At 48.7% G+C, this 26,034-nt stretch carries 14 protein-coding genes and 1 pseudogene; 8 read left to right on the top strand and 7 right to left on the bottom strand.

What is annotated here, in order from left to right; genetic code table 11:
• Positions 1-50 precede the first annotated feature (50 nt).
• The 3 genes and pseudogenes from GNX18_RS19510 to GNX18_RS01385 form a co-directional block, all read right to left on the bottom strand.
• Positions 51-335 carry a fibronectin type III-like domain-contianing protein gene (locus GNX18_RS19510; protein ID WP_240914335.1) on the bottom strand — a complete coding sequence of 95 codons (285 nt, stop codon included), beginning with the start codon at positions 333-335 and terminating at the stop codon, positions 51-53.
• Positions 336-446: 111 nt separating this feature from the next.
• A pseudogene (locus GNX18_RS01395) lies at positions 447-2,143 on the bottom strand (glycoside hydrolase family 3 protein); the annotation flags it as partial.
• 325 nt (positions 2,144-2,468) lie between these two features.
• Positions 2,469-5,150 carry a TonB-dependent siderophore receptor gene (locus GNX18_RS01385; protein ID WP_166214977.1) on the bottom strand — a complete coding sequence of 894 codons (2,682 nt, stop codon included), beginning with the start codon at positions 5,148-5,150 and terminating at the stop codon, positions 2,469-2,471.
• A gap of 455 nt (positions 5,151-5,605) precedes the next feature.
• On the opposite strand from GNX18_RS01385, the gene GNX18_RS01380 reads away from it, so the two are divergent.
• The gene (locus GNX18_RS01380; protein WP_166214975.1) at positions 5,606-6,391 is read left to right on the top strand and encodes a DeoR/GlpR family DNA-binding transcription regulator; all 786 of its coding nucleotides are present in this window, start codon (positions 5,606-5,608) and stop codon (positions 6,389-6,391) included.
• Positions 6,392-6,512: 121 nt separating this feature from the next.
• Here GNX18_RS01380 and GNX18_RS01375 read toward each other — a convergent pair whose 3' ends face one another.
• Positions 6,513-8,144, bottom strand: coding sequence for an AMP-binding protein (locus GNX18_RS01375; protein ID WP_166214973.1), 1,632 nt, complete (start codon positions 8,142-8,144; stop codon positions 6,513-6,515).
• Positions 8,145-8,855: 711 nt separating this feature from the next.
• Here GNX18_RS01375 and GNX18_RS01370 point away from each other — a divergent pair.
• The 6 genes from GNX18_RS01370 (at position 8,856) to GNX18_RS01345 (ending at position 20,318) form a co-directional block, all read left to right on the top strand.
• A complete protein-coding gene (locus GNX18_RS01370) occupies positions 8,856-10,571 on the top strand; it encodes a hypothetical protein (protein WP_205828033.1) in 1,716 nt (571 codons plus the stop codon).
• Between the two features lie 86 nt (positions 10,572-10,657).
• Complete coding sequence (locus GNX18_RS01365; protein ID WP_166214971.1) at positions 10,658-12,997, top strand: glycosyl hydrolase; 2,340 nt, start codon at positions 10,658-10,660, stop codon at positions 12,995-12,997.
• A 156-nt stretch (positions 12,998-13,153) separates the two neighbouring features.
• Entirely contained in the window at positions 13,154-15,973 is a 2,820-nt protein-coding gene (locus GNX18_RS01360; protein ID WP_166214970.1) for an alpha-L-rhamnosidase, read from the top strand.
• Positions 15,974-16,070: 97 nt separating this feature from the next.
• On the top strand, positions 16,071-17,453 hold the full coding sequence (locus tag GNX18_RS01355; protein ID WP_166214968.1) for an MFS transporter: 1,383 nt from the start codon (positions 16,071-16,073) through the stop codon (positions 17,451-17,453).
• A gap of 65 nt (positions 17,454-17,518) precedes the next feature.
• Positions 17,519-19,249 (top strand): IlvD/Edd family dehydratase, encoded by a 1,731-nt coding sequence (locus GNX18_RS01350; RefSeq protein ID WP_166214967.1) that lies wholly within the window; start codon positions 17,519-17,521, stop codon positions 19,247-19,249.
• Positions 19,250-19,481: 232 nt separating this feature from the next.
• Positions 19,482-20,318, top strand: a complete 837-nt coding sequence (locus tag GNX18_RS01345) for an SDR family NAD(P)-dependent oxidoreductase (protein WP_240914152.1) — start codon at positions 19,482-19,484, stop codon at positions 20,316-20,318.
• A 181-nt stretch (positions 20,319-20,499) separates the two neighbouring features.
• Here GNX18_RS01345 and GNX18_RS01340 read toward each other — a convergent pair whose 3' ends face one another.
• Complete coding sequence (locus GNX18_RS01340; RefSeq protein WP_166214965.1) at positions 20,500-22,011, bottom strand: tannase/feruloyl esterase family alpha/beta hydrolase; 1,512 nt, start codon at positions 22,009-22,011, stop codon at positions 20,500-20,502.
• Between the two features lie 692 nt (positions 22,012-22,703).
• On the opposite strand from GNX18_RS01340, the gene GNX18_RS01335 reads away from it, so the two are divergent.
• Positions 22,704-22,898: a hypothetical protein gene (locus GNX18_RS01335; RefSeq protein ID WP_166214964.1), complete on the top strand. Its 195-nt coding sequence runs from the start codon at positions 22,704-22,706 to the stop codon at positions 22,896-22,898.
• 186 nt (positions 22,899-23,084) lie between these two features.
• Here the strand turns inward: GNX18_RS01335 and GNX18_RS01330 are convergent, their stop codons facing one another.
• A complete protein-coding gene (locus GNX18_RS01330) occupies positions 23,085-24,203 on the bottom strand; it encodes an IS256 family transposase (protein WP_166220267.1) in 1,119 nt (372 codons plus the stop codon).
• 366 nt (positions 24,204-24,569) lie between these two features.
• Positions 24,570-25,520, bottom strand: coding sequence for an IS5 family transposase (locus tag GNX18_RS01325; RefSeq protein WP_166214962.1), 951 nt, complete (start codon positions 25,518-25,520; stop codon positions 24,570-24,572).
• Between the last annotated feature and the right edge of the window lie 514 nt (positions 25,521-26,034).

The raw sequence follows: 26,034 nt of genomic DNA, 5'->3' as shown, positions 1-26,034 counted from the left end.
CCGTCGCCGATTGGACGGCGGCCTTTATCATATACAAATTTTCCAGCAACTTACTCTGGGATAAGTGACCTCTCAAGAATGCTCGCTCTTATACTGATTCCATTTGGATCACCTGAGAATTTTGCTACCGTAAAAATATAGTCTGCTGGCTCGACCACAAATTCATCCAAACCTTCATCGAAATATGCAAGATCGTGGACACATATATCGATTTCAGCTGTTGTGACGGACTTTGGTTCCACCGCTACGCGCTTGAAAGATTTCAGTTCAGATAATGGCCTTTCGATATTAGAGTGGGGGACGCTAACGTAAACTTGAACAACCTCCTCCCCCATGAATCGACCATGATTCCGCACATCAAGCGTAATCCTTACGATTCCATCAGGATAAATCAGATCCGGTGATATCCTTATATTCTCATAAGAATATTCGTTGTAACTCAAGCCAAATCCGAACGGAAAGGCAGGGACATTATTGTCGGCATCAAGCTTGCGATATCCATGCCATAGGTCATAGGTTATTGCCTTAGCATCCCTATCGAATACAGGGAGATGCTTTGAGGATTTTGGAATAACAAAGGGAAGCTTTCCACTCGGAGATCGATCTCCAAAAACGAGGTCCGAAAAAGCGCTACCACCTTCCATTCCTGGATACCACATCATCAGAATACTCTGAGGAAAGTCTTTCCATTCTTCCATTGTAATGGCACTTCCACACATTACTGCAACAACAACCCTGTCATTCAAAAGACTCGCTTGCTCAATTAAATGCACGTCGCATTCAGAAAGGCCTAGAGAGAGCCTATCGCCCCCCTTCCCCAGCCTCGACTTTCCTGACGGGTTGTTCCTTTGATTTTTCCTATCCTTGTAAGTAAGTATTTTTTTGTTTAAATTTTTCCAGATATTTTTGGTGATGGCATTCGAGAACATCCATTGTATGGCCGGGGGAGGAGGAATCTGATGAGCGAAATCTGACAGTTTTGGCGGCTCGATATGCTCCCCCTCATCAAGATATGTGTAGCCAACCACAACAATAACGGCATCCGCCTCACTGACTGCATGACAACTCTCCACACTATCAATACCGTTAAAGTGCTGAATACTTCCTTCTGAACGCTTTTTAAGACCTTCCAATGGCGTAACAACATAATCAGGCCTGCAATCAGAGGAACCACGATCACCTAAATTTGGAGTATTAGCCAACGCACCAAGGACAACGATTTCATCAGACTTACTCAATGGCAATGCACTATTTGCGTTTTTAAGAAGAACCATACTCTGAACGGCTGCTTCTTTAGCAATTATTCTGTGCTCTTGGCTCCCAAGCATATCTTTTCCATAGAAATCACTGTCGGGCAATCTAAATATCGGATTAATCAGCCTTTCCAAGGAGGAATCAAGCAGTGATTCTTTAATTTCACCACGTTTTACCAGGTCTAGAAGATTTCTCCCCCAGACCATAGAGAACGGCATTTCTAAATCCATCCCGTTCTCTTTTGAAGCCTTTGGATCTCTAACGCCAAACACAAAATCGCTAAGTACAAAACCCTCAAACCCCCAACGTTCTTTCAGAATTTCCAGAAGCAGTTCTCTATTTTCACCACACCAAGATCCATTGACAGAATTGTATGCTGTCATGACAGCAGTAGCACCAGCGTCAACACATCTTTTGAAATGCGGAAGGTACATTTCGTGAAGCGCACGTTTCGAAATTTTTACATCCACCTGAAATCTGGAATTTTCTATTGAGTTTGCTGCAAAGTGCTTCACGCATGCTAGTGCATGTTTTTCGACTCCCTTTGTCAAAGCGGAACCCAGAAACCCGACATGAACTGGATCTTCACCGTATGTCTCTTGGGCACGCCCCAAGATGGGTGTCTTAACAAATTTACGCAAACACCACCAAATAGGTTTCCACCTAAAGAGCGCAACTCTTTACCGATTGCCTCACCAATTCGCTCTTCCAATTGAGGGTTCCAGGTGGCTCCACGAGCCATCGTTACTGGAAAACATGTAGCGCCCCCCTTTAAAACTATACCTCTTGGTCCATCGACAAAAGCGATTCCAGGTATCCCCAAGCGACGATTGGCCGCTGCGACAAATGGCTTTGTGTGATAACTATCCTCATTCAATAATGCATGCATTCCACTATAAAATTCCGAATCCCCTGAAAGCATGGATACTTTTTCTTCAAGAGATAGCTGCTTTATTAGCTCTAAAGTTTTTTTCATAAGGAAGTAACGCCTAAGACAGGCTGCACTGAAAATGTATATTCCCGCGATATTGGGTTGCCAGGAAAATAGTTTATTCAACTATTTCTAGTTTCCTGAAAATACATCCAGACACAAAAATTCAAATAAAAAGGCCTCTTAATAGAGGCCTTTTTCAGGGTAACAATCTACACTTAATTTCGACCATTTCACATTTAGGAAACGTGATCAGGGACGCAATAAAATGTGCCGGGGAAAATTAGAACTTCTTATTGACCCCGAGTATTGCTAGCCGACCTAGTGTCGAGCCATTGGTAAATCCTGGAAGACTTCCAAGCTCTGTACCACTAAAGAACGGTGGTTCTTCATCCAGTACGTTTTTAACATTGAAAGTTAACGAGGTATTTTCCAGAGCACCTTGGCCTTCGAGATCGTACTTAAAGAAAAGATCCATCGTATCAAACGAACCGACTTTGCTTTGCTCACCAAACCTAGCAGTCGTCACGACAGGATCAAGATCGTAGCCACTTGTGTGGTTCCAGGTTGCCTTAGCAGTGAAGTTGTCCAACTGCCAGCTAACTGACGCCTGGACCGCTAATTCACTTTCTCCTGGAGCTTCCAAAACATCGACGAACTCTTTACCGGGCCCGGACATTACTTCACGGTGTAGGGTATAAGTACCGCCCAAAGTCGCCAGCAAACTACCGTTCCCAACATCGGCCAGATAGCTGGCATTGAAATCAAGGCCATTCTGCTTCACTTCCGCGAGGTTATTTCTGCGGAAGTCCAAAATCGCGTATACACCATTCCCAAAACCGGGTGTGTACAATGTCTCAATAGGGACACCGATATATGGCGCGCCAGCAACGGCAGCCTCAACCTCTTCCTGTGAAGGGTTCATCACCCAATACGGTGCTGTAGCATCCGTATAGAACTCAGTATTGAGGGCAATCTGATCCTCAAAATGAATGTCGTAGTATGTGGCACTCAAAGTCAGCCCCGGGACAAACGGCAGATCGACTTCGGCTCCCAAAGACCAGGTTTCAGCCTTCTGAGGGTCAAGGTCCGGGTTGCCACCGAGTAGGGTAATCAGATTTTGCGCCATTGATGCCGGGGGAACTGCCGGGTTCAGTGCAAGGAACGCTGGTAGCGATTGAGAGCGTGTATCTGGCGCATGTGTGTCAGCCAAGCTAGGCGCCACGAACGACTTACCCCAGTTACCACGTATAGTCACGCTTTCGACTGGAACATAGGTGAACCCTACTTTTGGATTCGTTGTGTCGCCAAAATCTGAGTAATTGTCATAACGACCAGAAACGGAGAGCGTAAATTCTTCAATGCCAGTGACTGCGTTTTGCCCTCCAACGATGGGAACCACAAATTCAGCAAACACGGATTCAATATCACGATCTGCGCTTGTGGTAGGTGCATCCGCAGCCCCAGTAGCAGCAGGAAACTCTCCGTAAATGATATCGCTGAGACCTTGAGAGGTGTATTCAGCACCGACAGCGACACCTACCGCTCCAGCACCGGTTTCAAACCAATCACCATCCGCCACGAAACGTACGTTTGTAAGCTCTTGGGTTCCAGACCCAATAAAATTACCGAACGCACCAATCACGTCTTCAGATATAGAAGAACGCGGGTCATAGGGATTAAGAGCACCGCTCGCAATGGCAATTTGCTGCCCCGCACCATTGACCAGCTGGTCATAAGTTTCAGTTGAGCTTTCGCCATAGCTAGCTTGAGCCTGCAATCTCCAGCCATTTGCCAAAGAAAATGTCAGACTCGGTAAAACTTGGAAGGCTTCAAGATCATTTGTCTCCCGCTCATCAATTAGACCTGCGTAATTGAATTTCACGGTCTGGTAACCAACATCACCAGCCACAGGAATATAGCCAGGGAAAATTACCCCACCCAGTGCGGCACAAGTTTCGCCCAAGGCAGGCGAGCAAATTACTGCGGTCTGCCCGCCACCTCCGGCATCATCACTTTCCGGATCTCCCCACGCAATGCTTTCCCGTTCGGAATAGAATGCCTTGAGGTCAAAATTAATGGTATCGGAAATATCTTGGGTAAACCCTGCGAATACAGACTGCCGATTTACTTCCGGGTAGAAGGTGGAATCATCGGTGATATCACAGTCGGTGATGGTCCCCGGATCACGGCTTGGCAAAGCATGAGGAGTTGACCCGGAAAACACCGTCCCAGCACCACATTGCCCACCGTTCTCACTCACCTGCCGCATGAAGTCCTTATCTCGGCCATAAATCGCCTCGTTACCGGCATAGGTATACGAAACAAATGCAGAGCCCGAACCCCAATCATGGCCCGCACTCAGGTTCAAATCGACCTGGTTGTACGACCCTTCAACACCGTAATTCGCAGAAACTTCTACCCCATCGAAATTTTTCCGGGTAATGAAGTTAATTACCCCACCAACTGCATCTGAACCGTAGATTGAAGACCCACCATCGGTAAGTACTTCAACTCGCTCAAGCATGGAAGGCGGAATGACATCTGGATCAGGCGATGTTGCCAGAAGACCAGCGTTAATAAGGCGACGGCCATCCATCACGACCAAGGTGGTCGCAGCTGCCGATGGTCCGAAATTGCGCAAGCTTGGAGCCAGGTTCAGAGCTCCACCGCCCGTTAGCGCACGGACATTATTGAAGTTACTGGATACTTGGGGAATGGCCGCCAGCGCCTCGCTTGCGGACATCGCACCAGTCGCGACTATATCCTCTTGATCCAGGGATACGACATTGGCACCCGTTGGGGCGATACCGCGAATGAGTGTACCAGTAACGGTCACCTCTTCCAGCTCCGCCTGCTGAGCGTCGAATGCTGCATTCTCGGTTTGATCTGATTGTGCCGCGGCCTTAGTGGCCATCAACATCATCATGGCCGTGTACAAAACACGCCGTTTGCTATTTATCATTATTATCCACCTATTTTTACAGGCTATTGTTATAAGCCCTAAACCACAGGACTCACTCTCCGATCATCGTTTCGTCACAGGCTATCACTTCCAATCATCTTACGTCAACAAAACCCACATCCAATCTCTCGATCGCCCCCTGGCGTTGCTTTTCCCGCCAAAACAAAAGAATAACACTATGCTCGTAGGCGCATCGAACAAAATTTGCTCACTCTGGCAGCGACGCCTCCTCGACATCGCCGACAAAAGCTGAGCAAACCGATACAGGGTAGGCCCCGCCACCTTCGCCCCAAAAACTCGCATTAAATGTTTCCCTCCAGAAACACCACTAAATCTTCATTCCAGGACAGAAAGATGACTCATGGTTCAGTCAGTTCCATGCAAAATCCGTTGCACAACCAATCAAAAACCGATAGATTTTGCAAAATTTGATTGGAAGGAGAGGCCAGAGCGCCGTGCTGGAAAAACAACGTCATCAGTTAATTCTCGACATTCTCGATGAACGGGAATTTGCTAGCGTAAGGCACCTGACTGAGGAGCTGAATTCGTCAGAGGCAACCATTCGGCGCGATTTGCTGAAAATGTCTGAACAGCAGCAGATCGAGAAGATTCGCGGCGGAGCTCGCTCATTGCGCCAGAATGGCTCTGTTCACCGCCCCCATATCAGCGGAAGCGCATTCCTGGTATCAAGGGAGAAGCAGTCAGATGCGAAGCGCTTAATTGCTCAACGTGCTGTCGAACATTGTGACGATGGAGAGTCGATCATCATCAACGGCGGGAGTTCGACATATATGATGGGAGAGTTCTTGGCCAATCGCGAACTGAGCATTCTTACCAACTCGTTCGTACTCGCGCAGGAGCTTATCGAGAATAGTAGTAACCAAGTTACTTTACCCGGCGGTGAAGTGTACCGCCGCCAGGGCATTATTCTTAGCGCCTACGAACAAGATGCGATACAGCATTACTCTGCCAGTAAAATGTTTATGAGCACTTCAGGCATCGTCGAAATGGGGGTTACCGAATCAGACCCCCTTCTCATCACGGCGGAGCAGAAACTACTCCGGCAGGCGGAGAAGCTGATCATTCTGGCGGACAGCTCGAAACTAGACAAACGTAGCAAGTTCATTCTTTGCCCACTTGAGCAAGTAGACCTGCTGATAACGGACAGCAATGCAGATCCCGCTGTCATTAAAAAGTTAGAGAAGCGGGGAGTAAATGTGGAAGTCGTGGAGCTTTCGTGAACACCAAAATACCACTTCGCTTGGGCAGCTCAATGTCAAAAGTGAACATAGGGTGACAACGCACAGCCGGGTCACCCGAAGCCGGTCAACGTGAGCTAGAAAGCTGTACCGTTATTAGCTTTTAACATTTAGCCGGGTTGGTTCTCAGTTGGTTTCTAACCACAAAGCGCTGAACTTTTCCTGAAGGAGTCTTTGGCAAAGATTCCATGTAGTGTATTTCTCTTGGGTAGGCATGTGCTGCGTATTTTTGTTTAACCCAATCTTGCAGTGTAGCTGTAAGTTGATCTGATTCGGGTATACCTGATCGCAGCACAACGGCAGCGACCAATACTTCACCTCGAATTTCATCAGGAACAGCAACGATTGCACACTCCGCTATGGCGGAGTGACTAGAAAGTACCGACTCTATTTCAAACGGCCCTAATCGATACCCCGCCATGATGATTACGTCGTCGTCTCGCGATGCAAAGAAAAAGTCATCTTCACTATCCATGCGCGCCAAATCTCCGGTAAGGTACCAGCGCCCATCTTGCGAAAACTTCTCTGCAGTTTTAACCGGCTCATCAACGTATCCACGGAACCAAGCCAGCGGACTTTGATACAGATCAATTGCAACGCCGCCTAGCTCCCCAATATCTACGGGATTAACACTCTCTGAAGATAGAACCCTTGCAGTCCAGCCCGGAAGCGCTCTTCCCATTGATCCATCTTTCAGTTTACGGTTCAACGCCTTGTGCTGATGGTTACAAATAGTCATGCCCGTTTCTGTCTGGCCGTAGTGATCGTGAACCTCTACACCTAAATTCGCTCGTGACCACTCATTAACTTCTGGGGTCAAAGGTTCTCCCGCACTCGAGGCACAACGCAGTAAGATCCCGCTTGGAACAGCGGTGGATGATGCGCGGAGCGACCTGTAGACAGTTGGGGCAGCAGCGAAATTGGTAATTTTGAATTTTTTGAAAATGGCAAACGTTGACTCTGGTGAAAAGCTACCTTGGTAAAGGACGCTGTTCACACCAGTCAAAAATGTTCCAATTACTCCGTAGTACAGACCGTAAGCCCATCCTGGGTCAGCCGCATTCCAAAAGACATCATCAGGCAGCACTCCCAGCCCAAACTCCATATAGATGCGAAATGCCGCTAAAGCACGCAGAGGGACAATCACCCCCTTTGGGGTTCCAGTTGTTCCAGAGGTATAGATCTGGATTAATGGTGCATCACCACCAAGAGCCGCAGGCTGTATCTTGGGATAGTTTCCGTCAATCAACTGGCCGAAAGATATGTCCTCATCGACGGCCTTCCCCGTGGTCACCACCCGGCACGCAATCTCATCAAGTTTTCCGCGCTGATCCTCATCGCAAATAATCAACCGGCTTTTACTCGCAGACAGTCGCATTTGAATAGCAGGTGTAGCAAAAGCAGTAAACAACGGAACATGAACTGCCCCCAACCGCCATATCGCTTGCAATGTCACAAGAAATGAGCGGCTCTTTCCCATGAGGGTAGCAATCCGATCACCAGCCCTGAGCCCCATCGCGTAAAAGGCTGCAGCAAGTCGCTGTGACTGCTCCCGTAGCTCGCCGTAAGTTACAGAAACTTCACTTAAGTCAGGCGCAACTATTGTGTAAGCGGTCAGGTCTACGGGGTGCCGATCGCACAGTATGTACGCAGCACTAGCTTCCGACTGACCGCATTCATTCAATAGCGCCTCGACACGCTCTTGGATTTCCGGGTGTGCATTATTTATTATCATATTATGACCCTGTGGTAGCTTTTAGTCTTATTATTGCCTTTGAGGCAGGTCAAATTTCATGGCGAAAAGCCAATGGGGTTCAAGTGCAGAGGAACGTATAAGACTCCTTGGCCGTTGAGATTAACCAATGAGCCCATCGCTCATCATCAGACGTACCCACCCTCAGAGTGACCGTAGCATCCTTGTGGAAGTCGGGGCCCAGATCCTGACTTTCGGCTACGACTTCCCTGCACCCAACAATAATCACTATAAATCATAATCATCCGAAATCAATCAGGAATACCAAGATCCTGAATGAAGCTCCGCGGAGCAAGCCAATCCCGCCACACTTCAAGAGAGCACTTGAAATCCTCCCTCCTTGTTGATCCGGTGGAGCGCTCTCAACAGTACCCACTGAGCAGCATGAAGAGTGTGCCACAACAATCTAACCACCTACGCTCCGGCACCGCAGCTCAACACGCTACAAGATCGAAAAGCCTAGCAGCCAATCATTTGCAATCATTTAATTGCATAGGCAATCACTGATCGCTACAATCGGTCGAGTATCTACTGCAGGGAATATGCATATTCCTGAAGTGAGATACTGCGGGCCGGAGTACTAAACGACCCTTTAGAACAAAAATGAATAAGCTGCCACGTCGCAGCCCAATACAAAAATGTATAAGCTGCCAATTCACAGCTACTCATAAAAATGTATAAAAAGTGAGCATGATGAGCACTCAGGAATTCGAAAGAGAACCGGTCCGCCCGGAAAAACTAGAGCCCGCCAGAAACTTCGCCGCTAGCTATGCCGGTGAGCATGTGGCAGGTACTGAATTTGTCATCGGCGCCATGTTCGTTACATGGGGCGTTGGTACTGGAGACATACTTACCGGGCTTCTACTCGGGAACCTTCTCGCCGTACTCAGCTGGGCTTTGATCTGCGCTCCTATTGCAACAGATACTCGCCTCACCCTATACGCCTACCTCGAGAAGATCGGCGGACCAGGCACAGTCAAAATTTACTCAATCGTTAATGGGATACTGTTCTGTATCCTCGCTGGCGCCATGATTACGGTGTCCGCATCCGCCGTACGCATCCTTTTTGACCTCCCCTCTCAGGTGAACTGGTACCCCACCAGTATGGGCTTCGTCCTAGTTGCCCTGCTTGTAGGCGTGGTCGTGGTGTCTATTGCAATGCGCGGTTTCAAGCGCGTAGCGCAATTTGCTGAGATATGTGCACCCTGGATGATCCTAATGTTCCTCGCCGGGGCACTTAGCATGCTGCCAGTCTTGGTGGGCGCCACGCCGGGGGTAGATAGTATTGACAGCTACGCCCAGTTCAAATCAATTGCCGATACCTATATATGGGTCGATAGCGACAGCGATATGGGGATGTGGCACGTAGCTGCGTTTGCATGGATCTGTAACCTATCCATGCACGGTGGTCTTTCTGATATGACCGTACTACGGTTTGCCAGAAAGAAGCAGTACGGCTATTTTTCTGCGTTCGGGATGTTTGTAGGGCACTTCCTCGCTTGGATTTGGGCCGGAATAATGGGTGCTGGTGCGGCATTACTCATGAAATCCAGTATTACCGAGCTAGATGCCGGGGCAGTGGCGTTTCAGGCACTTGGTGCAGCAGGGATCGTAGCCGTCATCATCGCAGGCTGGACTACATCAAATCCCACTATCTATCGCGCCGGATTAGCATTTCAGTCAATTAACCCATCGTGGAGCCGCACAAAAGTAACGGCGGTTGTCGGAGCTGTAACAACCATCATTGCCTGTTTTCCATTTGTATTCAGTAAGTTGATGGATTTTGTCGGCCTAATGGGATTACTTCTGTCTCCAGTGGGTGCAATTATCGTGACCGAACATTGGGTGTTTCCCAAAATCGGTAAAACCCGATACTGGGTACACTACCGAAAAGCGTCTACAAATATTGCCGCAATCTTTACTTGGGTGGGAGCCCTCCTCCTTGCGTTCCTGCTCAACCAGCTGGGCTTGCACTTGTTCTTCCTCTTAATCCCGACCTGGTTCGCCTCAATGTTGCTCTATACCCTAATGGCGTCTCGCATGGGAGCATCTGGTGACTACGGTGAGCAAGTGGCAATGGATATCGCATCCGAGGAAGCAAGAAAGCGGGTTGAACGTAAGTACCTGGAAGAGCTTTCAAGCAAAGATCACCAGGGAATTGGAAAGTCACAACCTAGTATTTTCATGAATATTTGGGGGGTGTTATCCATCACTTGTTTAGTGGCGTGCTTGGCACTCGCAGTGATGGTGTACATCAACACCATTTCACTTGAGCAATTCCGCAATCTTTTAATATGGCCGACGATTATTTATTTCGTCAGTGCCACTCGCTGGGTAATTCAGAGAGAGGCATCTCAAGACACGAAGTCTCAAGTGTCTTCGACAACCAACGCCCCTGACTTGGTTTAACAGTTCCACAGCCTGCCTAAAGCGCGCAACACAATCTCAAGTAATGGGTTGCGCGCGGCGTATTTCGCAGATTCAAGGAGTTTTTCATGCGCAACCCTACACTTTTCTACGCAGGGATCCTCAGCGCCTCTATTTTTACAGGTTCAACCTCAGCACAAGCGCTGGATCCCAAAGTGTTCCATGAACCACCTTCAATCTATCGACCTACAATTACCATAGACGAAGGTGCCGGCTATAACGCACCTTTAGAGCAAGCTACTGAGCGTGCGATCAAAGAACTGCACGCAGGTGGAATTCTAGTCAGCCCCCAAGGTGACCCTGAGCGTAAGAAACCGTTTGATTACGCAGCTCTCGCCAAACTTCGCGTAGGGTTACTTGATGAGTATCCTGAACACGCCACCCCATGGTTACCAAAAGCGCTCCCCGGAGAAGCTCGATTTGGTAGTTACCTAAACGATGGTAACGCAGGTCCAGGCAAGCCCGAGAGCCTAGGATACATGACACCTGAATGGTTCAGTGTAATTGAAGGTGTTCTGGACGAAACCAAGCTAAACGGCCTGTATGCGATTTATTATGATGAGGCTGGATTCCCGAGTGGTAGTGCAGACGGGACTATTCCATCAGAATACTACCGAAAAATCCTCCGCCGCCAGGAGCTCACGGTCTCTGGAGGGCAACCGTTTAGCCTCCAGCTAGAACCCAACTCAACAATTCTGTCGGTAATGGCCATTGACACATCGACTGGCGAACGCATTGACCTGCTTGCTCAGGCGGATAAGCAAAATATCTCATGGAATGCGCCTCCCGGAAATTGGCAAGTTCAGCAGTACTACGTCACCACATCATCCGCGAAAGGCACTAGTCCAGATTATTATGGTACTGCCGATTATTTAGATAACGAAGCCACTCAATGGTTTATCGAGGCTAGCTATGATCGAGCTCATGAGGGATTCTCTGATCATTTCGGTTCAACCATCAAATATACGTTCTTCGATGATGTAGGAATTTTCAACGATGAAAAAACCTGGCACCCGTCAATAGACCAACGTTTCGAAGAGATTACCGGACAGCCGGCCTCTTCTTACTACCCGGCGCTCTGGCAAGATATTGGCCCTGAAACTGCGGCCGCCCGCGTGGGCTTCTTTAAAGCCCGAGCTGAACTTCTTGGTGAAACATTCCCGAAACTCATTACGGACTGGGCCCACGAACACGGCGTAAAATCAACTGGTCATGCACCAGGTAACTACGACCTCCAACCGACCGATACCATCGGGGACCCCTTCAAGTTCTACGCTTACACCGATATTCCGATGGCGGATGTACTCTGGGGGATTGGCTTTGCGAGAGGCGGGTTCAAGCTGATCAGCTCTGTATCGGCGCAAAGAGACCTCCCTCTCACAGCAGCTGAAGCGTTTAGTGTTAACAATGATGCAAATGGCTACCGTCGAATGATTGAACTCTACGTTAGAGGCTTCAATCATTTTATTACTGGAGCGCGAAAACCTTCGGATCCAATCAGCACCCCAGCCGAGTTTAATCAGTGGGCCGGCCGCAGTTCCTACCTGTTACAGGGTGGCCGTCACGTAGCAGATATCGCGATTCTCTTTCCGATTGAATCTTTACAAGCCTTTTATAGTTTCAATGCGAAAGAGCATTCAGAGGATCTTCCCTCGGGCACTTACGCTTATCAAGATGCAGACTATCAGGCCGTAGGCGAAATGCTTGTTAGCGAATTACATCGTGACTTCACATTTATTCATCCAGATACACTCTCAAGTGACAAAATCCAAGTCAAAGATGCAATTCTGGAAATGAGTAACAAAATCAACAATGAGAAGTATCGTGCTCTGATTTTGCCAGGTGGCGATGTAATCTCCGTAACCGCACTACAAAAAATCAAAGAATTCTGGGAAAAGGGAGGAACTGTAATTGCCACATCGAAATTGCCCTCTCGTTCAGCAGAATTTGGGAAAAGCCCTGAAGTACAGAAGTTAGTCTCTGAAGTATTCGGAAGCAATCCCGGTAAAAAATTATACAAGAACGCAACAGGAGGGAAATCTGCCTTCTTGGATAAACCAGATGCTGACTCTATCGCGAAGATTCTAGACCAGGCAAAGATTGCACCAGACGTAGAATTCAAGGGAAAGCCTACTCCAACTTCTGGGAACGGACAGTTTGGATACATACATCGTCAACGAGACGGAAGCGACATTTACTACTTCGGAAACTCTAGTGACGACAAAATAGAAACAATTGCTAAGCTTCGTGGCCAATTCAAAACACTATCCCTGTGGAACCCTCATGACGGATCCTCAGTGCCGATAACGCAGGTCAGGGAGCGAAAGCGCAATGGTGAGATCTATACCGAATTCTCTCTATCTATGCCTGAAGTATCTTCAATGGCAGTTATAGGAACTCGAAAGTAGCACTCATATACAGCCAGTGTGGGATTTCCATAGTAGTTGTCTCCACTGGCTGCAATTGTCCGAAACACCATAAGATCCTTAAGAATATACGGTCGAAAAACTAGAAGAATAACGGCGAAACAGCGAAAAAGACCGATCACAAGAAATTGAAATAGCGTGGTAGAACAAATGAGTCGGCCGAGACTTCTCTGTATTGCATTTTTAACCTTAGCCTTAACAAGCTTATACAACCATGCTCACTCAATGGCGTCCTCCCCCCCTCCTCAGCCACCAAATTCACTTACGGTAAATGAGGGAAGGATAGATCCACTTGGCTTTCACGACCCAACACCAGTGTTCTCTTGGAAGCTACAGGATGATAGAAGCGGCGCACACCAAACTGCTTACCAAATCCAAGCTTTCAAAAAGGATGCCTCTAAGAATCTCTTACTCTGGGATTCCGGAAAGGTGCAATCAGATCAATCAGTGTACGTAGAATACAAAGGGCCTACACTGAAATCACGTGAAAATATCTCCTGGAAGGTTCGCTACTGGGACCAATTCAACGAAGCTTCAAATTGGTCAAACTCTTCAGTAATCGAAATGGGTTTACTTGAAAAATCGGACTGGAAAGCTTCTTGGATTCACCAAGATCCGTCTGATTTTAAGGCCGGTAATAACGGTAACCCTGCCGTATATCTTCGAAAAACCTTCAATATTAAGAGCATACCTGAGTCTGCACGACTCTATTTGACAGCTAAAGGGGTCGTTGATTTCCGCATTAACGGACAACCAGTATCAGGTGACGCTTTCATACCGGGGTGGACGAACTACAATCAACGTATTGATGTTTACACCTACGATGTGACCTCCTTATTAGTACAAGGTGAGAACATCCTCGCAGCCAGCATTGCTGATGGCTGGTATGCGGGCACGATATCTGACCGATTTTATGGGAAGTATCCAGAACTTTTAGCCCAACTTGAAATCCGCACTAAAGAAGGAAAAGTCAGTCAACGCATCGTAACTGACGATTCTTGGTCTTACACAATACAAGGCCCGATCACTTTGGCAGATATATACCATGGTGAGGACTATGACGCGCGTAAGGAAATCGTCGATTGGGATACTTCTTCATCTGCAGGAAAGGATCTTTTCTCCCCGGTTAAGACTGCACCATTAGATACTGGAGTAAAGCTCTCACCAAAACCATTTAGGAATGTACGGTCCATCGAGTCCCTTCCATCAAAATCGTTCCACCACACTGATGAAGAAACGCTTGTCTATGATGTCGGCCAGAACATGGCAGGATGGATTCACATCAAGGTCCCGGGTAAAGAAGGGCAAAAAATTACAATACGTATGGCTGAAATGCTGAACGATGATGGAACGCTTTATCGCGACAGCTACCGTACAGCCAGGTCAATGGCAACCTATATCCCGAAGCAAGATGGCACGGTTGATTATACTCAAACCTTCACATTCTTTGGCTTTCGATATGTAGAGATCTCAGGCTACGATTCAACAGAAGAACCCCAGTTGAGCTGGGTTACAGGAGAGGTTCTTCACACGGACTTCCCAAGAACAGGAACTTTTCAATCCTCCAACTCAAAACTTAATCAGCTTTATCAAAATATAGTTTGGGGACAGAAAGGTAACTTTCTCGATATACCAACAGACTGTCCTCAACGAGATGAACGATGGGGTTGGACAGGTGATGCTCAAGTTTTCGCTCCTACAGCACTTTTTAATTTCGACTCTCACGCCTTTCTAGCCAGTTACCTCGATACCATGAGATCCGAAATGGGGGAAGACGGAAGTATTCCTTCTGTCGTCCCAAAGGCACACCTTGATATTTTTGGTAACTCAGCGGGATGGGGCGATGCTGCCTTCATCATGCCATGGGAACTGTACGTTAGAACTGGGGATATCAGCGTATTAAAAGAATTTTACCCCATGATGGTTCGGCACTTTGATTATTACGATCGTAAAGCCATAGATGGCCTGGTAGACGAGCCCAAAAGCTTTGCAGACTGGCTTCAACCTAAACGATACGGTACCGAGACAGTTGGCTGGGACGAGCGAAGTGGTGAAACGTCCACCTACCTTATTGCTAGCAGCTACTATGGTTTAGGTGCATCCATTCTGCAAAAAAGCGCGGCTATTCTGGGGAAACCTGAGGATTCAGACCGCTTTAGCGCCGCTTATTCTAAGACATCAGAATCTATCAAGAGCAAGTTCTTCGATGAAAATGGAAGGGTAATCGAGGGGACAGAGACTCAAACTGCCTACCTCCTTCCACTAGCCTTCGACTTGCTGGACCCTAAGTTTTCTCAAAAAGTGGCTGCACGCTTATCAGAGCGAATTGAACGAGATCAAAACCGGTTGAATACAGGCTTTCTCGGAACCTCTGTTCTCATAAGCACGCTTGAGAAATACGGTCTTCTAGATCAAGCAGTGTCCATTCTGTTCTCCGATAGATACCCAAGTTGGTTCTACTCTATAGATCAAGGTGCGACTACTATCTGGGAACGTTGGAACAGCTACTCCAAAGAAGATGGTTTTGGAGATGCGAGCATGAACTCCTTCAACCACTACGCTTATGGTGCTGTAGGAAGCTTCTTGTTTGAACGTATCGCGGGTATAGCTCCGACCGAGCGAAGCCCTGGATATAAGCAAGTTGTGATTCAACCGATCCTCAACGATCTAATTCCATTAAAGTCCGCCAATGCCACTTTAGATTCACGTTACGGTGAGATAGAAAGCAGCTGGGAACGCACACTTGAAGGTTGGATAGTAACCGTAGTAATTCCACCCAACTCGTCTGGAAAAATTAAAATTCCTACTAAGCCAACTTCGATATCAAAAATTACGGGTGAACTGCTCTTTACTTCAACAGATTATGGTTCTGAAGCTAATGCTACAGCAGGAACTTACAAATTTCTTGTTGCGGAAAACGCTATCGAACCACAAGTTGAAAACAGGCGAACCAATTGAATAGCGCAAAGAACTTTAAAACCACTATAGATTAATAATAAATACTCTCCTAGGTAGGCAATATAACTAGGTGATAAATTTCATGAGGCCATTTTGAATGTCGACTATAGCCACTAAAAGCCGCACAGAACCCGGGGCCGGAAGGATTATCAGTTACGGATTCGGGGACTTCGCTTTCAATCTTAGCTTTACGTTTTGCTCACTGTTCTTACTCTATTTTTATACTGATGTTTTAGAGTTGAACGCGAGTGTTGCCGGAATGATCATTATGATCGCCTTAGCCTGGGAGGGCTTCACCGATCCAATTATCGGCATGATTGCCAATCGAACATCGACCAAATGGGGAAAGTACCGTCCTTATTTGCTATTTGGCTCCGTCCCCCTGGCGATATCTGTGATTGCAATGTTTATTCCAACGGGACTTTCTGGCAGCGCATTAGTGGCATATTGCTTTGTGACGCATTTGATTTATCGGACGCTCTTTACAGTAGTCAACATCCCGTATATTTCAATGTCAGCACAAATGACTCGGAATAGTGACACTCGAGGTAAGCTAGCAGCCGCAAGAATGATATTTGCTATCGTATGCGGTCTGATGCTTGCCGCCTTGAGCCTGCCTCTAGCGAACGCTCTCGGTGGCGGTAAAATGGGCTTTTTCTATCTATCTATAATTTACGCAACTCTTGCCACTGTCATTCTTCTGTTTTGCTTCTCCACAACAACCGAAGTGGTTACAGCTACTGAGCAAAACCATCCAAGCGCTAAAGAAATGATCAAAATGCTCGGTATTAACCGGCCATTTCTACTTCTATTTATTGCCACGATTCTTGGTGCAACTGGCTATACGATGTCAGGTAAAGCTTTGATTTACTACCTGAAATACTGGACTGGTTCAGAAGCAGCAGTGACCACTGGTCTAGTGATTACTCTTGGGGCTGCCGCGTTAGCAATGGTTCCATGGGTACTTATTTCACGAAAAACAAGTAAACGCGTTGTTTGGATAAGTAGTGCCACGATAAACATTCTATCTTATTTAGTCTTTTTGATTGTCGCACCTAAGGAAGGCCTACTTCTCTGGTCATTACTTTTCCTTATAGGCATAGGGAATTCAGGGTTTATTCTGACGTTCTGGTCGATGCTCCCAGATACGGTCGAGTATGGTCAGTGGAAAACAGGTGTTCGTGCAGAGGGAGCCATTTTCGGACTTATCGCTTTTGCTCAAAAAGTCGCACTGGGTCTTGGTACTGGTCTAATAGGTATTTTCCTTGATTCTATTGGCTACATAGCAAATCAACCGCAATCTGAACACACCCTACAGGGAATCGTCTCCATTTATGGTGGTGGTCCACTGCTATTGTTCTTGGCAAGTGTCATTGCGATTTGGTCATACCCAATTAACCAGAAGACGCACATGAAATTGGTAGAAGAGCTTGATTCTCGTGAAGCCAGTGACCGCACCGGCGGTGCGGCAGCAGTGTAATCTTGGGTGCAAACTTTCAATTTCACCATTATGCAGACCTCACTACTTCATTCAGATTTTGATTTATGAGTTCAAACAAAACAAAGCGCCGTAGCCAGCTTAGCTACGGTAAGCTGGATAAAGACGGCTTTATCCACCGCTCCTGGATGAAAGCCCAGGGTTACCCGGATCACGTGTTCGACGGCCGTCCCATTATCGGCATATGCAACACCTGGTCTGAAATCACTCCCTGCAATTCCGGTCTGCGGGAAATCGCCGAATACGTGAAGCGCGGTATCTGGGAGGCCGGCGGTGTACCGCTGGAGTTCCCGGTCACCAGCCTCGGCGAAACCCAGATGCGCCCCACCGCCATGCTGTTCCGCAACCTGCTGGCCATGGACGTGGAAGAATCCATTCGCGGCAATCCCATCGACGGCGTGGTGCTGCTGGGCGGTTGCGACAAGACCACCCCGGGCCAGCTGATGGGCGCCGCCAGTGTTAACCTTCCCACCATTGTGGTTTCCTCGGGCCCCATGCTGAACGGCAAATTCCGCGGCCGCGACATCGGCTCCGGTACCGACGTGTGGAAGTTCTCCGAAGCGGTGCGCGCCGGTGAAATGAGCCAGGAAGATTTCATTGCCGCCGAGAGCGGCATGTCCCGCTCCCGCGGTGTGTGCATGACAATGGGTACTGCCTCTACCGTGTCCAACCTGGTGGAAGCCATGGGACTTAGCCTGCCCTACAACGGCTCCATCCCTGCGGTAGACGCCCGCCGTCAGGCCATGGCGCATATGAGCGGCCGCGAGATCGTGCGGCTGGTACGCGACGATATACGCATGAAAGACATCGTCACCAAAGATTCCCTGATCAACGCCATCAAGGTGAACTCTGCCGTGGGCGGTTCCACCAACACCGTGATGCACCTGCTGGCGCTGGCGGGCCGCTTGGAAATTGACCTGCAGCTCGAAGACTTCGACCGCTACAGCCGCGACCTGCCACTACTGGTAGACCTGATGCCTTCCGGTCGCTTCCTGATGGAAGACTACCACTACGCCGGTGGCCTGCCCGCGGTGATGAAAAAGATCGGCAGCCATCTGGAACTAAGCGCGACTACCGTCAGCGGTATAACCCTCGGCGAGCAGATCGAAAGCGCCGATTGCTACAACGATGAAGTGATCCGCGACCTCGACAACCCGGTGAAAGACAACTCCGGTATCTGGGTACTGCGCGGCAACCTGTGCCCGCAGGGTGCCATCATCAAGCCCAATGCCGCCTCGCCGGAACTGCTGAACCACACCGGCCGCGCGGTAGTATTTGAGTCCATCGAGGACTACCACGCACGCAAAGACCTGCCGGAACTGGATATCGACGAACACTGCATTATGGTGCTGAAAGGCTGCGGCCCCAAGGGTTACCCGGGCATGCCGGAAGTAGGCAACATGGCGCTGCCGAAAAAGCTACTGGAGAAGGGAATCAAGGACATGCTGCGCATTTCCGACGCGCGCATGAGCGGCACCGCCTTTGGCTCCGTCATCCTGCACGTGGCACCGGAAGCCAGCGCCGGCGGCCCACTGGCTGTAGTACAGAACGGCGACCTGATCGAGCTCAACGGCGAGACCCGCAGCCTCAACCTGAAAATTTCCGACGAGGAACTACAGGCCCGCCTCGCCGAATGGCAGCAAAACAAGCCCGCCCCCACCTATCAGCGCGGCTACGCAAAACTATACGTGGACACGGTACTACAGGCCGACCAGGGCGCAGACCTGGACTTCCTGGTGGGCGGGTCGGGTGACGTGGTCCCTCGAGAGTCACACTGATACAAAAGTTCTTACCGTAATACGGACGCCGAATGAGATTGGTATGGCACTACTCCCTACCGATCTCTTCAGCATACGACGTACTCTAAGCTTTCATTAGGATCTATCTCTGTCATCCGGCCTTGATTCTAGAAAAGTAGTCCGTAGTAACGATTAACTCAAAACGATCTACGCACTTAACCAGCTAACTCAGCGAATACCTGATCCCCAATATTACAAAGACGACATTTCGATGAACCAGAACCAGAACCAGAACCAGAACCAAATCGACGATTTTGACCAAGTGTTTGCCAGCGGTGAAATGAACAAAATTACTCGCTATCGGGATCTTGAGGGAAAGCGAGTGTTTATTACCGGCGGAGGCTCGGGAATCGGTGCCTACCTGACTGCAGCCTTTGCACTTCAGGGCGCACGAGTAAGCTTTGTCTCTCTACGCGAAGAGCCTGCGCAATTACTCTGCGATCAGATAGAGGCGCACACTGGCTATCGTCCGTATTTTACGGCCTGTGATATCCGAGATTTGAATGCCCTAGAAGAATCCATGAAAGAATCAGTCGCGACGCTTGGCGGCTTGGATGTGCTAATCAATAATGCCGCGCGCGATACTCGCCACTCTATTACAAGCTTTACGCCCGAACAGTGGGATGATGCGCTGAATACCAATCTTCGACCGCAGTTCTTTGCCGTACAATGGGCGACACAAGAGATGGAAAAGGCCGGCTCAGGCAGCATTATCAATTTGGGGTCTATTTCGGCAAATTTGGCACTGGCCGGCTACCCCGCATACGTGACCGCAAAATCTGCGATTGTTGGCCTGACTAGAGCAGCAGCCCGAGAGCTGGGAGGGAAGAATATCCGCGTAAATGCGCTAATACCCGGATGGATTATGACTGAGCGTCAGAAACGTTTGTGGGTTACTGAGGAGGCAATCGAAGAGTGCATGGCAGAACAAAGCCTAAAGTTTGCCCTTCAAGGAGAAGACCTAGTGGAATCTGCGCTCTTTTTAGCATCACATGCTTCAAGGGCTATTACCGGACAGCAACTAATTGTCGATGGTGGCCGCGTATAACAATTTGACCAGAAGTATCGATCAGCTGTACAGCTCACAGTTGGTTTCACGCTATAAAACCTATCAATTTCTTATTCGAGAAGTTTAATTGATTTTCAAGTTCTCGGAACTGACAGCCCGAACCTGATCGATCGGGCTGTCAGAATTTGCATCCTGCGAGACACAAAAATAGGGTTAACTATTACATACAAGTGTAATTTGCGGCGTCAGTGGTGGAGCCGGAACCATTATAGTGAGCTGTTTGTGGCCAAGGACATGCCGGATGACTGGACGTAGTACCCTCATCGGTAACCTCAATCCGATCCGGTGCTTGCCCCTGCTCAACCCAGTCTTCCAGATGCTGAACCACGTCAAAATCACCAGTACAATGATCTTGGCCAGGCATCATAAAGAGTCGAGCGCTATCTTGGACATCTGCACCAACGGTGTTGGCCACTGCCTCATAGTAACGGACAGAGTTTTTTCCTGGGACAATTGCGTCATTCCAACCATGATAGATAATTAGCTTACCGCCGTTTTGAGCAAATGCGCTGATATCAGGATTGTCAGAGTTTACTATCGGCTGAATGAGTGCTCGTGAGTTGGCGTAATCTCTATCGAGATCAAAGGTAAAACTGCTCCACCAAGGGTTATTGTAAACCATCCACTTATAGTACTGCTCACCGCCAGCCAAATCTGTGAGCGCAGCGCCAAGCCAACCAATACCTTCACTACCGACAGCCAATCCCGGTATGACAAGCTCGCCATTCGACAGCTTAGGACCCGCGTATATTTTCCTCAGAGCCTTTACTTCCTCACGGTTCAAACATGAATTGTTTTGGAAAAATCCGCATTTGATTTCCGCAGGGTCGAAGTTACAGTTCTGAGGATTCTCAAGTACACCGTCTGTGACACCGTCCAGAGCATCGCATTTATTCATCACTGCAGCATTAATAGCGTCCATCTTACTAAGTAAGTTCGGAGCCCAAAATGCAACCTCACCGCGCCAGATTTGACTAGACATTAGCTCACCCCAGTGCATTGGAGGGGCTCCGGCTATCACACCGTCATAATCTTGCGGGTATCGACTAACCTCCATCAATGCCTCTCTGCCACCGCCGGAACAGCCCTGAAAGTAAGCACGGCTCGCAGGGACTCCGTAGTAATCATTGATCAGCTGTTTGGAGGTAACCGCCAGAAGATGGTTAGCGCGGTGACCAAAGTCAATCACCTTTTCAGGTTGATTATGCGCCCACTCTACGTTGGCACCAGCCTCATGCCCCAGATCACTGGTTGCGGCAACATAACCACGAGAGAGACCGTCATTCATGGCCTCCTCGCTTTGACCGAGACCACCAGAAAATCCGCCGCCACCATAACCGAACATTTTTTGGTTCCAGGTATCTGGCAGCCAAACATCGACATTGATTTCCGAGCTGGACGTTGGCGCTAATACCATACTAACGCGGCAGAAATCTGCGGCTGCGTCCACAGGACCGCCACCAAAAATATCACCGTTGGTTATTGAATCGCCTTGAGAAACTCTAACAGCATTGGTCACTACACCGGTTTGCACTTGCAATCCGATTAATTCTGCACAACTTTCAACTGTTGGAGTGGTTTGAGCGCTCACTGCGCCAGAAAAAAGACTTGTGATGAAGAACCCCGACAGACCGCCGATCTTCATACACAGCTTTACGGTATTACTTCTCATTATTCTATTCTCCGTATCTATTTGCTGTTTTACTTCTTTCACATCGCTATTTTTTATTGGCCTTAACTAAGCCTAGATTCCTTAAGGTCCTCCTTATCTACTGACATATATTTACTGCCTCTCGTACGAACAGTACGGGAAAATCTAACGAGGGCCTTCTCGCCACAGCTACAGCTCTGCTCACACCTAAAGCGACTATCTTGCCGGCCAAGTCGAGCAGGCACCCTCCCTATAAAACCTAACTCCCAAAAGAGTCACAGTCAATCATTAGCGATCATAAACACTCTTATTGGGTCACAATAGGGCAAGTAATCGGCCGATTGGCGCATAATTCAACTTTAGGGTGAATAGAAAATTCGGAAGACGTTTACTTCGGAGCCTTCGAACAACGAGTGACCAGCTTCGCCTGCTCCCGGCAGCATGTGGATTCGAAGCTCTTGCTTGAGAGTCTTGAGCGCGGTAACTCAAAGCGGAAATCACTGTGGCAGTGCAATAAGAGAGTTGTGCAGGAAGTTTGCGCTGACTATCACATAAATGATGGAGTGCCATTTATAGCTCACGCAACGGAAGATGGTCATGATAAGCACATTGTAAAAATATCAGGTTGTCGAGAAATTGAAGAGGGCATTCAGACCTCTCGTCCACTGTGCTTCACTACTCCCCCGAAATGAGGGCCTTAGGCTAATAAAGTTATGAAGTTCACCTTTGTACTTAAAGAAGATATTTTGGAGGTGTGTGCTGCGGCAGCCTGCATTTATTCCGCGTATTTTGCATGGCACCTTCAAGAGCCATTTGGCATAGTATTCGTCTTATTGTTCGGTGTAGGCGCAGCATATTTCTACCTGAAAAAAACAATGCCAGGTGGTGCGCTAAGTGCGATACCTTGATGACATATGGCACTGAACCATCACAATCGAGCAATGACTTCGAAGTCGTCTACACATGTAAGAAATGTGGAAATAAAAATAGAGCTGGAATCGAAACAGAAAATCCGAGCCGATAGCTTATCGCCCTCAGAAAGCCGATAAAGCAACTTTTCTTCTGTAAATTCCCGATTAGCTGATCGCCGGGTTTCACATCGTTAAATACGTCTTTCCTGTCTGCCATTCTTCAGCGATTTCCATCGCTACGGCGGAGATTAATCGCAGACACGACTCTTCATTTGGGAACAGCGTTGCTACTCGCGTTCGACGCTTCAGCTCCCGGTTGACCCTCTCCAAGGGATTGCTGGTGCGCAACCTTCTCTGGTGCGCTTCTGGTAGCTGGTAAACCACCAAGCCTTCAGGAACATTTTCCTCAGCCCACTTCGCGAGCTTGGGCGCAGCCTTTTCGTGGCGGCCAACAAAGGCATCCAGCAACCGCCTGGCCTCGTGTGCATTGGGTGCGTTAAACACTGCTTTCAGCTCCCCTGCGATACTCTGTTTCATGTCCTGCCGTGGTACATATGCCAGCGCATTCTGCTGCAGGTGGAACTGACAGCGCTGCCACGGCGTAGCGCCGAAGACCGCCTTGCGCGCTGAGCGGAGCCCTTCGTGCGCATCGCTCACAATCAGCGTGATCCCCCGCAAACCTCGCTGCACCAGGGACTGCAGAAACTCTCTCCAGTGAACCTCTGCCTCCGACAAGGAAACCGAACAACCCAGGATATCCCGCTTGCCTGAATCATCCACACCCATCGCCACCAGCACTGCACAATCGACCACACTACCACCATGGCGAACCTTCTCGTAACGCGCATCGAGGTACAGGTAGGGGTAGTTTCCCAGCTCCCGTTTACGCCAGTGATCCAGCTCTTCATCGAGCAGCTTGGCTGCCCGGCTTACCTGTGTCGATGACAGGCTCAAGCCGCACAGCTCCTCAGTGACTTTAGCCATCTTGCGTGTCGATACACCCTGCACGTAGGCCTCAGCCAATGCCAGTCGCAACGCCCGCTCGCAGCGCATGCCCTTCTCTAGGACGGATGGGTAGAACTGGCTGTCGCGGGTCTGCGGTACCTGCAGCTCCAGCTCGCCCACACGGGTACGCATGCGCTTGGGCTTGAAGCCGTTGGCGTGGCCTCTACGCCCCTCTGAGCGCTCGTAGGCAGCGGCACCCAAGTACTGCTCTCGCTCTATCAGCATCAGCTCGTTGAGCAGCACTTCCAGAGCTGAAGCCAGGCCATCAAATCCTTGCTCGGATAGGATTTCAGCCATAGCGGTAATTGCGGTATTCTCATTGTCGCAGGTCACGGTTATTTCCTTTTGTGGACTGAACGTTTGGCGACAATCAGTCTAACCGTGGCCTGCTCCTAAATCATGTACAGGCGAATTTACAGAAGGGATGGTGCACTACCAGAAAGCCTAAAAAAGGTTAAAACCGTTTACTAAACATTAGCGTAAGTGTATCCGTGAAGAATATTTACGAACTAATTGATCTAAGGAACCTCTGCGCAAGTCCTGAAACTTTAAGAAAATTCAGATTTTCTTCGGAATTTCCCAATTCCAGGCAGATGACGGCTCACGTTTGTACCTGTTTTTCGCCTTAAATCCGCTTTTGGGCGGATTTAAGGCGCACCTCCCCTACGCGAGGAGGTGATCTTTGCTCTTTAACAAATTCGTAAACCCAGCCAGAAAATGCAGACGCTCTGCATTTTTTGCCAGACCGCGATAACGGACTTTACTGTATCCGAAGATACGCTTGATCGTGAGAAATGGGTGCTCAACTTTTGCACGAACCTGAGCTTTAATTTTCTCAGCCTTGGCCAGATCACTGTTCTTCGCAAGCTTACGTCGTTTACCGGGGCGCATGGCGATATACCACTCTACATCTCTATTTTTATGCTCAGGTCGCTTCTCTACACCGAGATAGCCTGCATCTCCCCAAACTCGCGTTTCGTCGCCATGCAGTAATTTTTCCGTTTGCGTAATATCGTGCTCATTCGCTCCGGTGATTTCAATGCTGTGAATCAAACCCAACCCTTCATCTACACCAATATGCATCTTCATCCCAAACTGCCACTCATTGCCTTTCTTGGTCTGATGCATCTCTGGATCTCGCTTCCCCTCACGATTTTTTGTAGAACTGGGGGCGGCGATGATCGTCGCATCAACGATCGTCCCTTCACGCAGGGTCAGCCCATGTTCAGCGAGGTGCTTTTCGATCTCTCGGAATAACTTCTTGCCGAGATTGTGCTTCTCCAGCAAATGGCGAAACTTCAAAATCGTGGTTTCGTCAGGCAGACTATCTGACAGGCGCAGGCCAGCAAAGCGCCGCATAGATTCGATTTCATATAGCGCATCTTCCATCGCGGGATCGCTAAGGTTGTAAAACAGCTGCATGCAGTGGATACGAAGCATCACGGACAATGGGTATGGACGTCGACCATTGCCGATTTTTGGATAGACTGGCCGAATTCGATTCTCGAGCTTTTTCCATGGAATCAACGCATCCATTTTGGAAAGGAACTTTTCGCGGCGGGTCTGGCGCTTCTTGTTGCTGAATTCTGCTTCTGCAAAGGTCAGTTGAGACATTGGATTAGGCACGAAGTTGGGTTTAGGCTATTTTACCGGAATTCGGGGGCTTAATCAGAGGTTCCCTAATTAGCAAAAGAACCGCGATGTACACCGGTGAGTGTGAGCTTTCTAACGTTAGGTCATACCTGGATGGGTATTACCACGCTGTAGGCGACGTCGAGTTTTTAGATGATTTTCCTGGGTTCCACGACTGGGTAGCTCAAAAATATGGGTTCTATGAATCCACCTCCGGGTGGCGGAATATGATACTAGCCGTAGAACTGAACCTTAAACCCAATAACTTTAGCTGGGTCGGCTTTGATGATGGCGCGAGCAACTCCATTCATGAAAACTCAGTGAGTAGGTTCTTTTGTCTCGTTAGCGAGTACAGGAGCCGCTTAACCAGTGGCTCGTTTTAGCAGCGCAAAGCGGTGCAAATGAGCCAAGTGTTAAACGTAGATATCCGGCTAATCAAGAAGTAGCCCGCTTAAAAAAGCAAGGCGTGGCCGATTGCGGCGTTAGCGATATACAG

The organism is Microbulbifer sp. SH-1 (assembly GCF_011326135.1).
GTDB classification, from domain to species: domain Bacteria; phylum Pseudomonadota; class Gammaproteobacteria; order Pseudomonadales; family Cellvibrionaceae; genus Microbulbifer; species Microbulbifer harenosus.
This window is presented reverse-complemented; position numbering and strand designations above follow the sequence as displayed.

What these genes read in the sequence shown, in the direction of transcription:
- GNX18_RS19510 (WP_240914335.1), bottom strand. Translation starts at nt 335, where the DNA reads ATGGGGGAGGAGGTTGTTCAAGTTTACGTTAGCGTCCCCCACTCTAAT.
- GNX18_RS01385 (WP_166214977.1), bottom strand. Translation starts at nt 5,150, where the DNA reads ATGATAAATAGCAAACGGCGTGTTTTGTACACGGCCATGATGATGTTG.
- GNX18_RS01375 (WP_166214973.1), bottom strand. Translation starts at nt 8,144, where the DNA reads ATGATAATAAATAATGCACACCCGGAAATCCAAGAGCGTGTCGAGGCG.
- GNX18_RS01370 (WP_205828033.1), top strand. Translation starts at nt 8,856, where the DNA reads ATGAGCACTCAGGAATTCGAAAGAGAACCGGTCCGCCCGGAAAAACTA.
- GNX18_RS01365 (WP_166214971.1), top strand. Translation starts at nt 10,658, where the DNA reads ATGCGCAACCCTACACTTTTCTACGCAGGGATCCTCAGCGCCTCTATT.
- GNX18_RS01355 (WP_166214968.1), top strand. Translation starts at nt 16,071, where the DNA reads ATGTCGACTATAGCCACTAAAAGCCGCACAGAACCCGGGGCCGGAAGG.
- GNX18_RS01350 (WP_166214967.1), top strand. Translation starts at nt 17,519, where the DNA reads ATGAGTTCAAACAAAACAAAGCGCCGTAGCCAGCTTAGCTACGGTAAG.
- GNX18_RS01345 (WP_240914152.1), top strand. Translation starts at nt 19,482, where the DNA reads ATGAACCAGAACCAGAACCAGAACCAGAACCAAATCGACGATTTTGAC.
- GNX18_RS01340 (WP_166214965.1), bottom strand. Translation starts at nt 22,011, where the DNA reads ATGAGAAGTAATACCGTAAAGCTGTGTATGAAGATCGGCGGTCTGTCG.
- GNX18_RS01335 (WP_166214964.1), top strand. Translation starts at nt 22,704, where the DNA reads ATGAAGTTCACCTTTGTACTTAAAGAAGATATTTTGGAGGTGTGTGCT.
- GNX18_RS01330 (WP_166220267.1), bottom strand. Translation starts at nt 24,203, where the DNA reads ATGGCTGAAATCCTATCCGAGCAAGGATTTGATGGCCTGGCTTCAGCT.
- GNX18_RS01325 (WP_166214962.1), bottom strand. Translation starts at nt 25,520, where the DNA reads ATGTCTCAACTGACCTTTGCAGAAGCAGAATTCAGCAACAAGAAGCGC.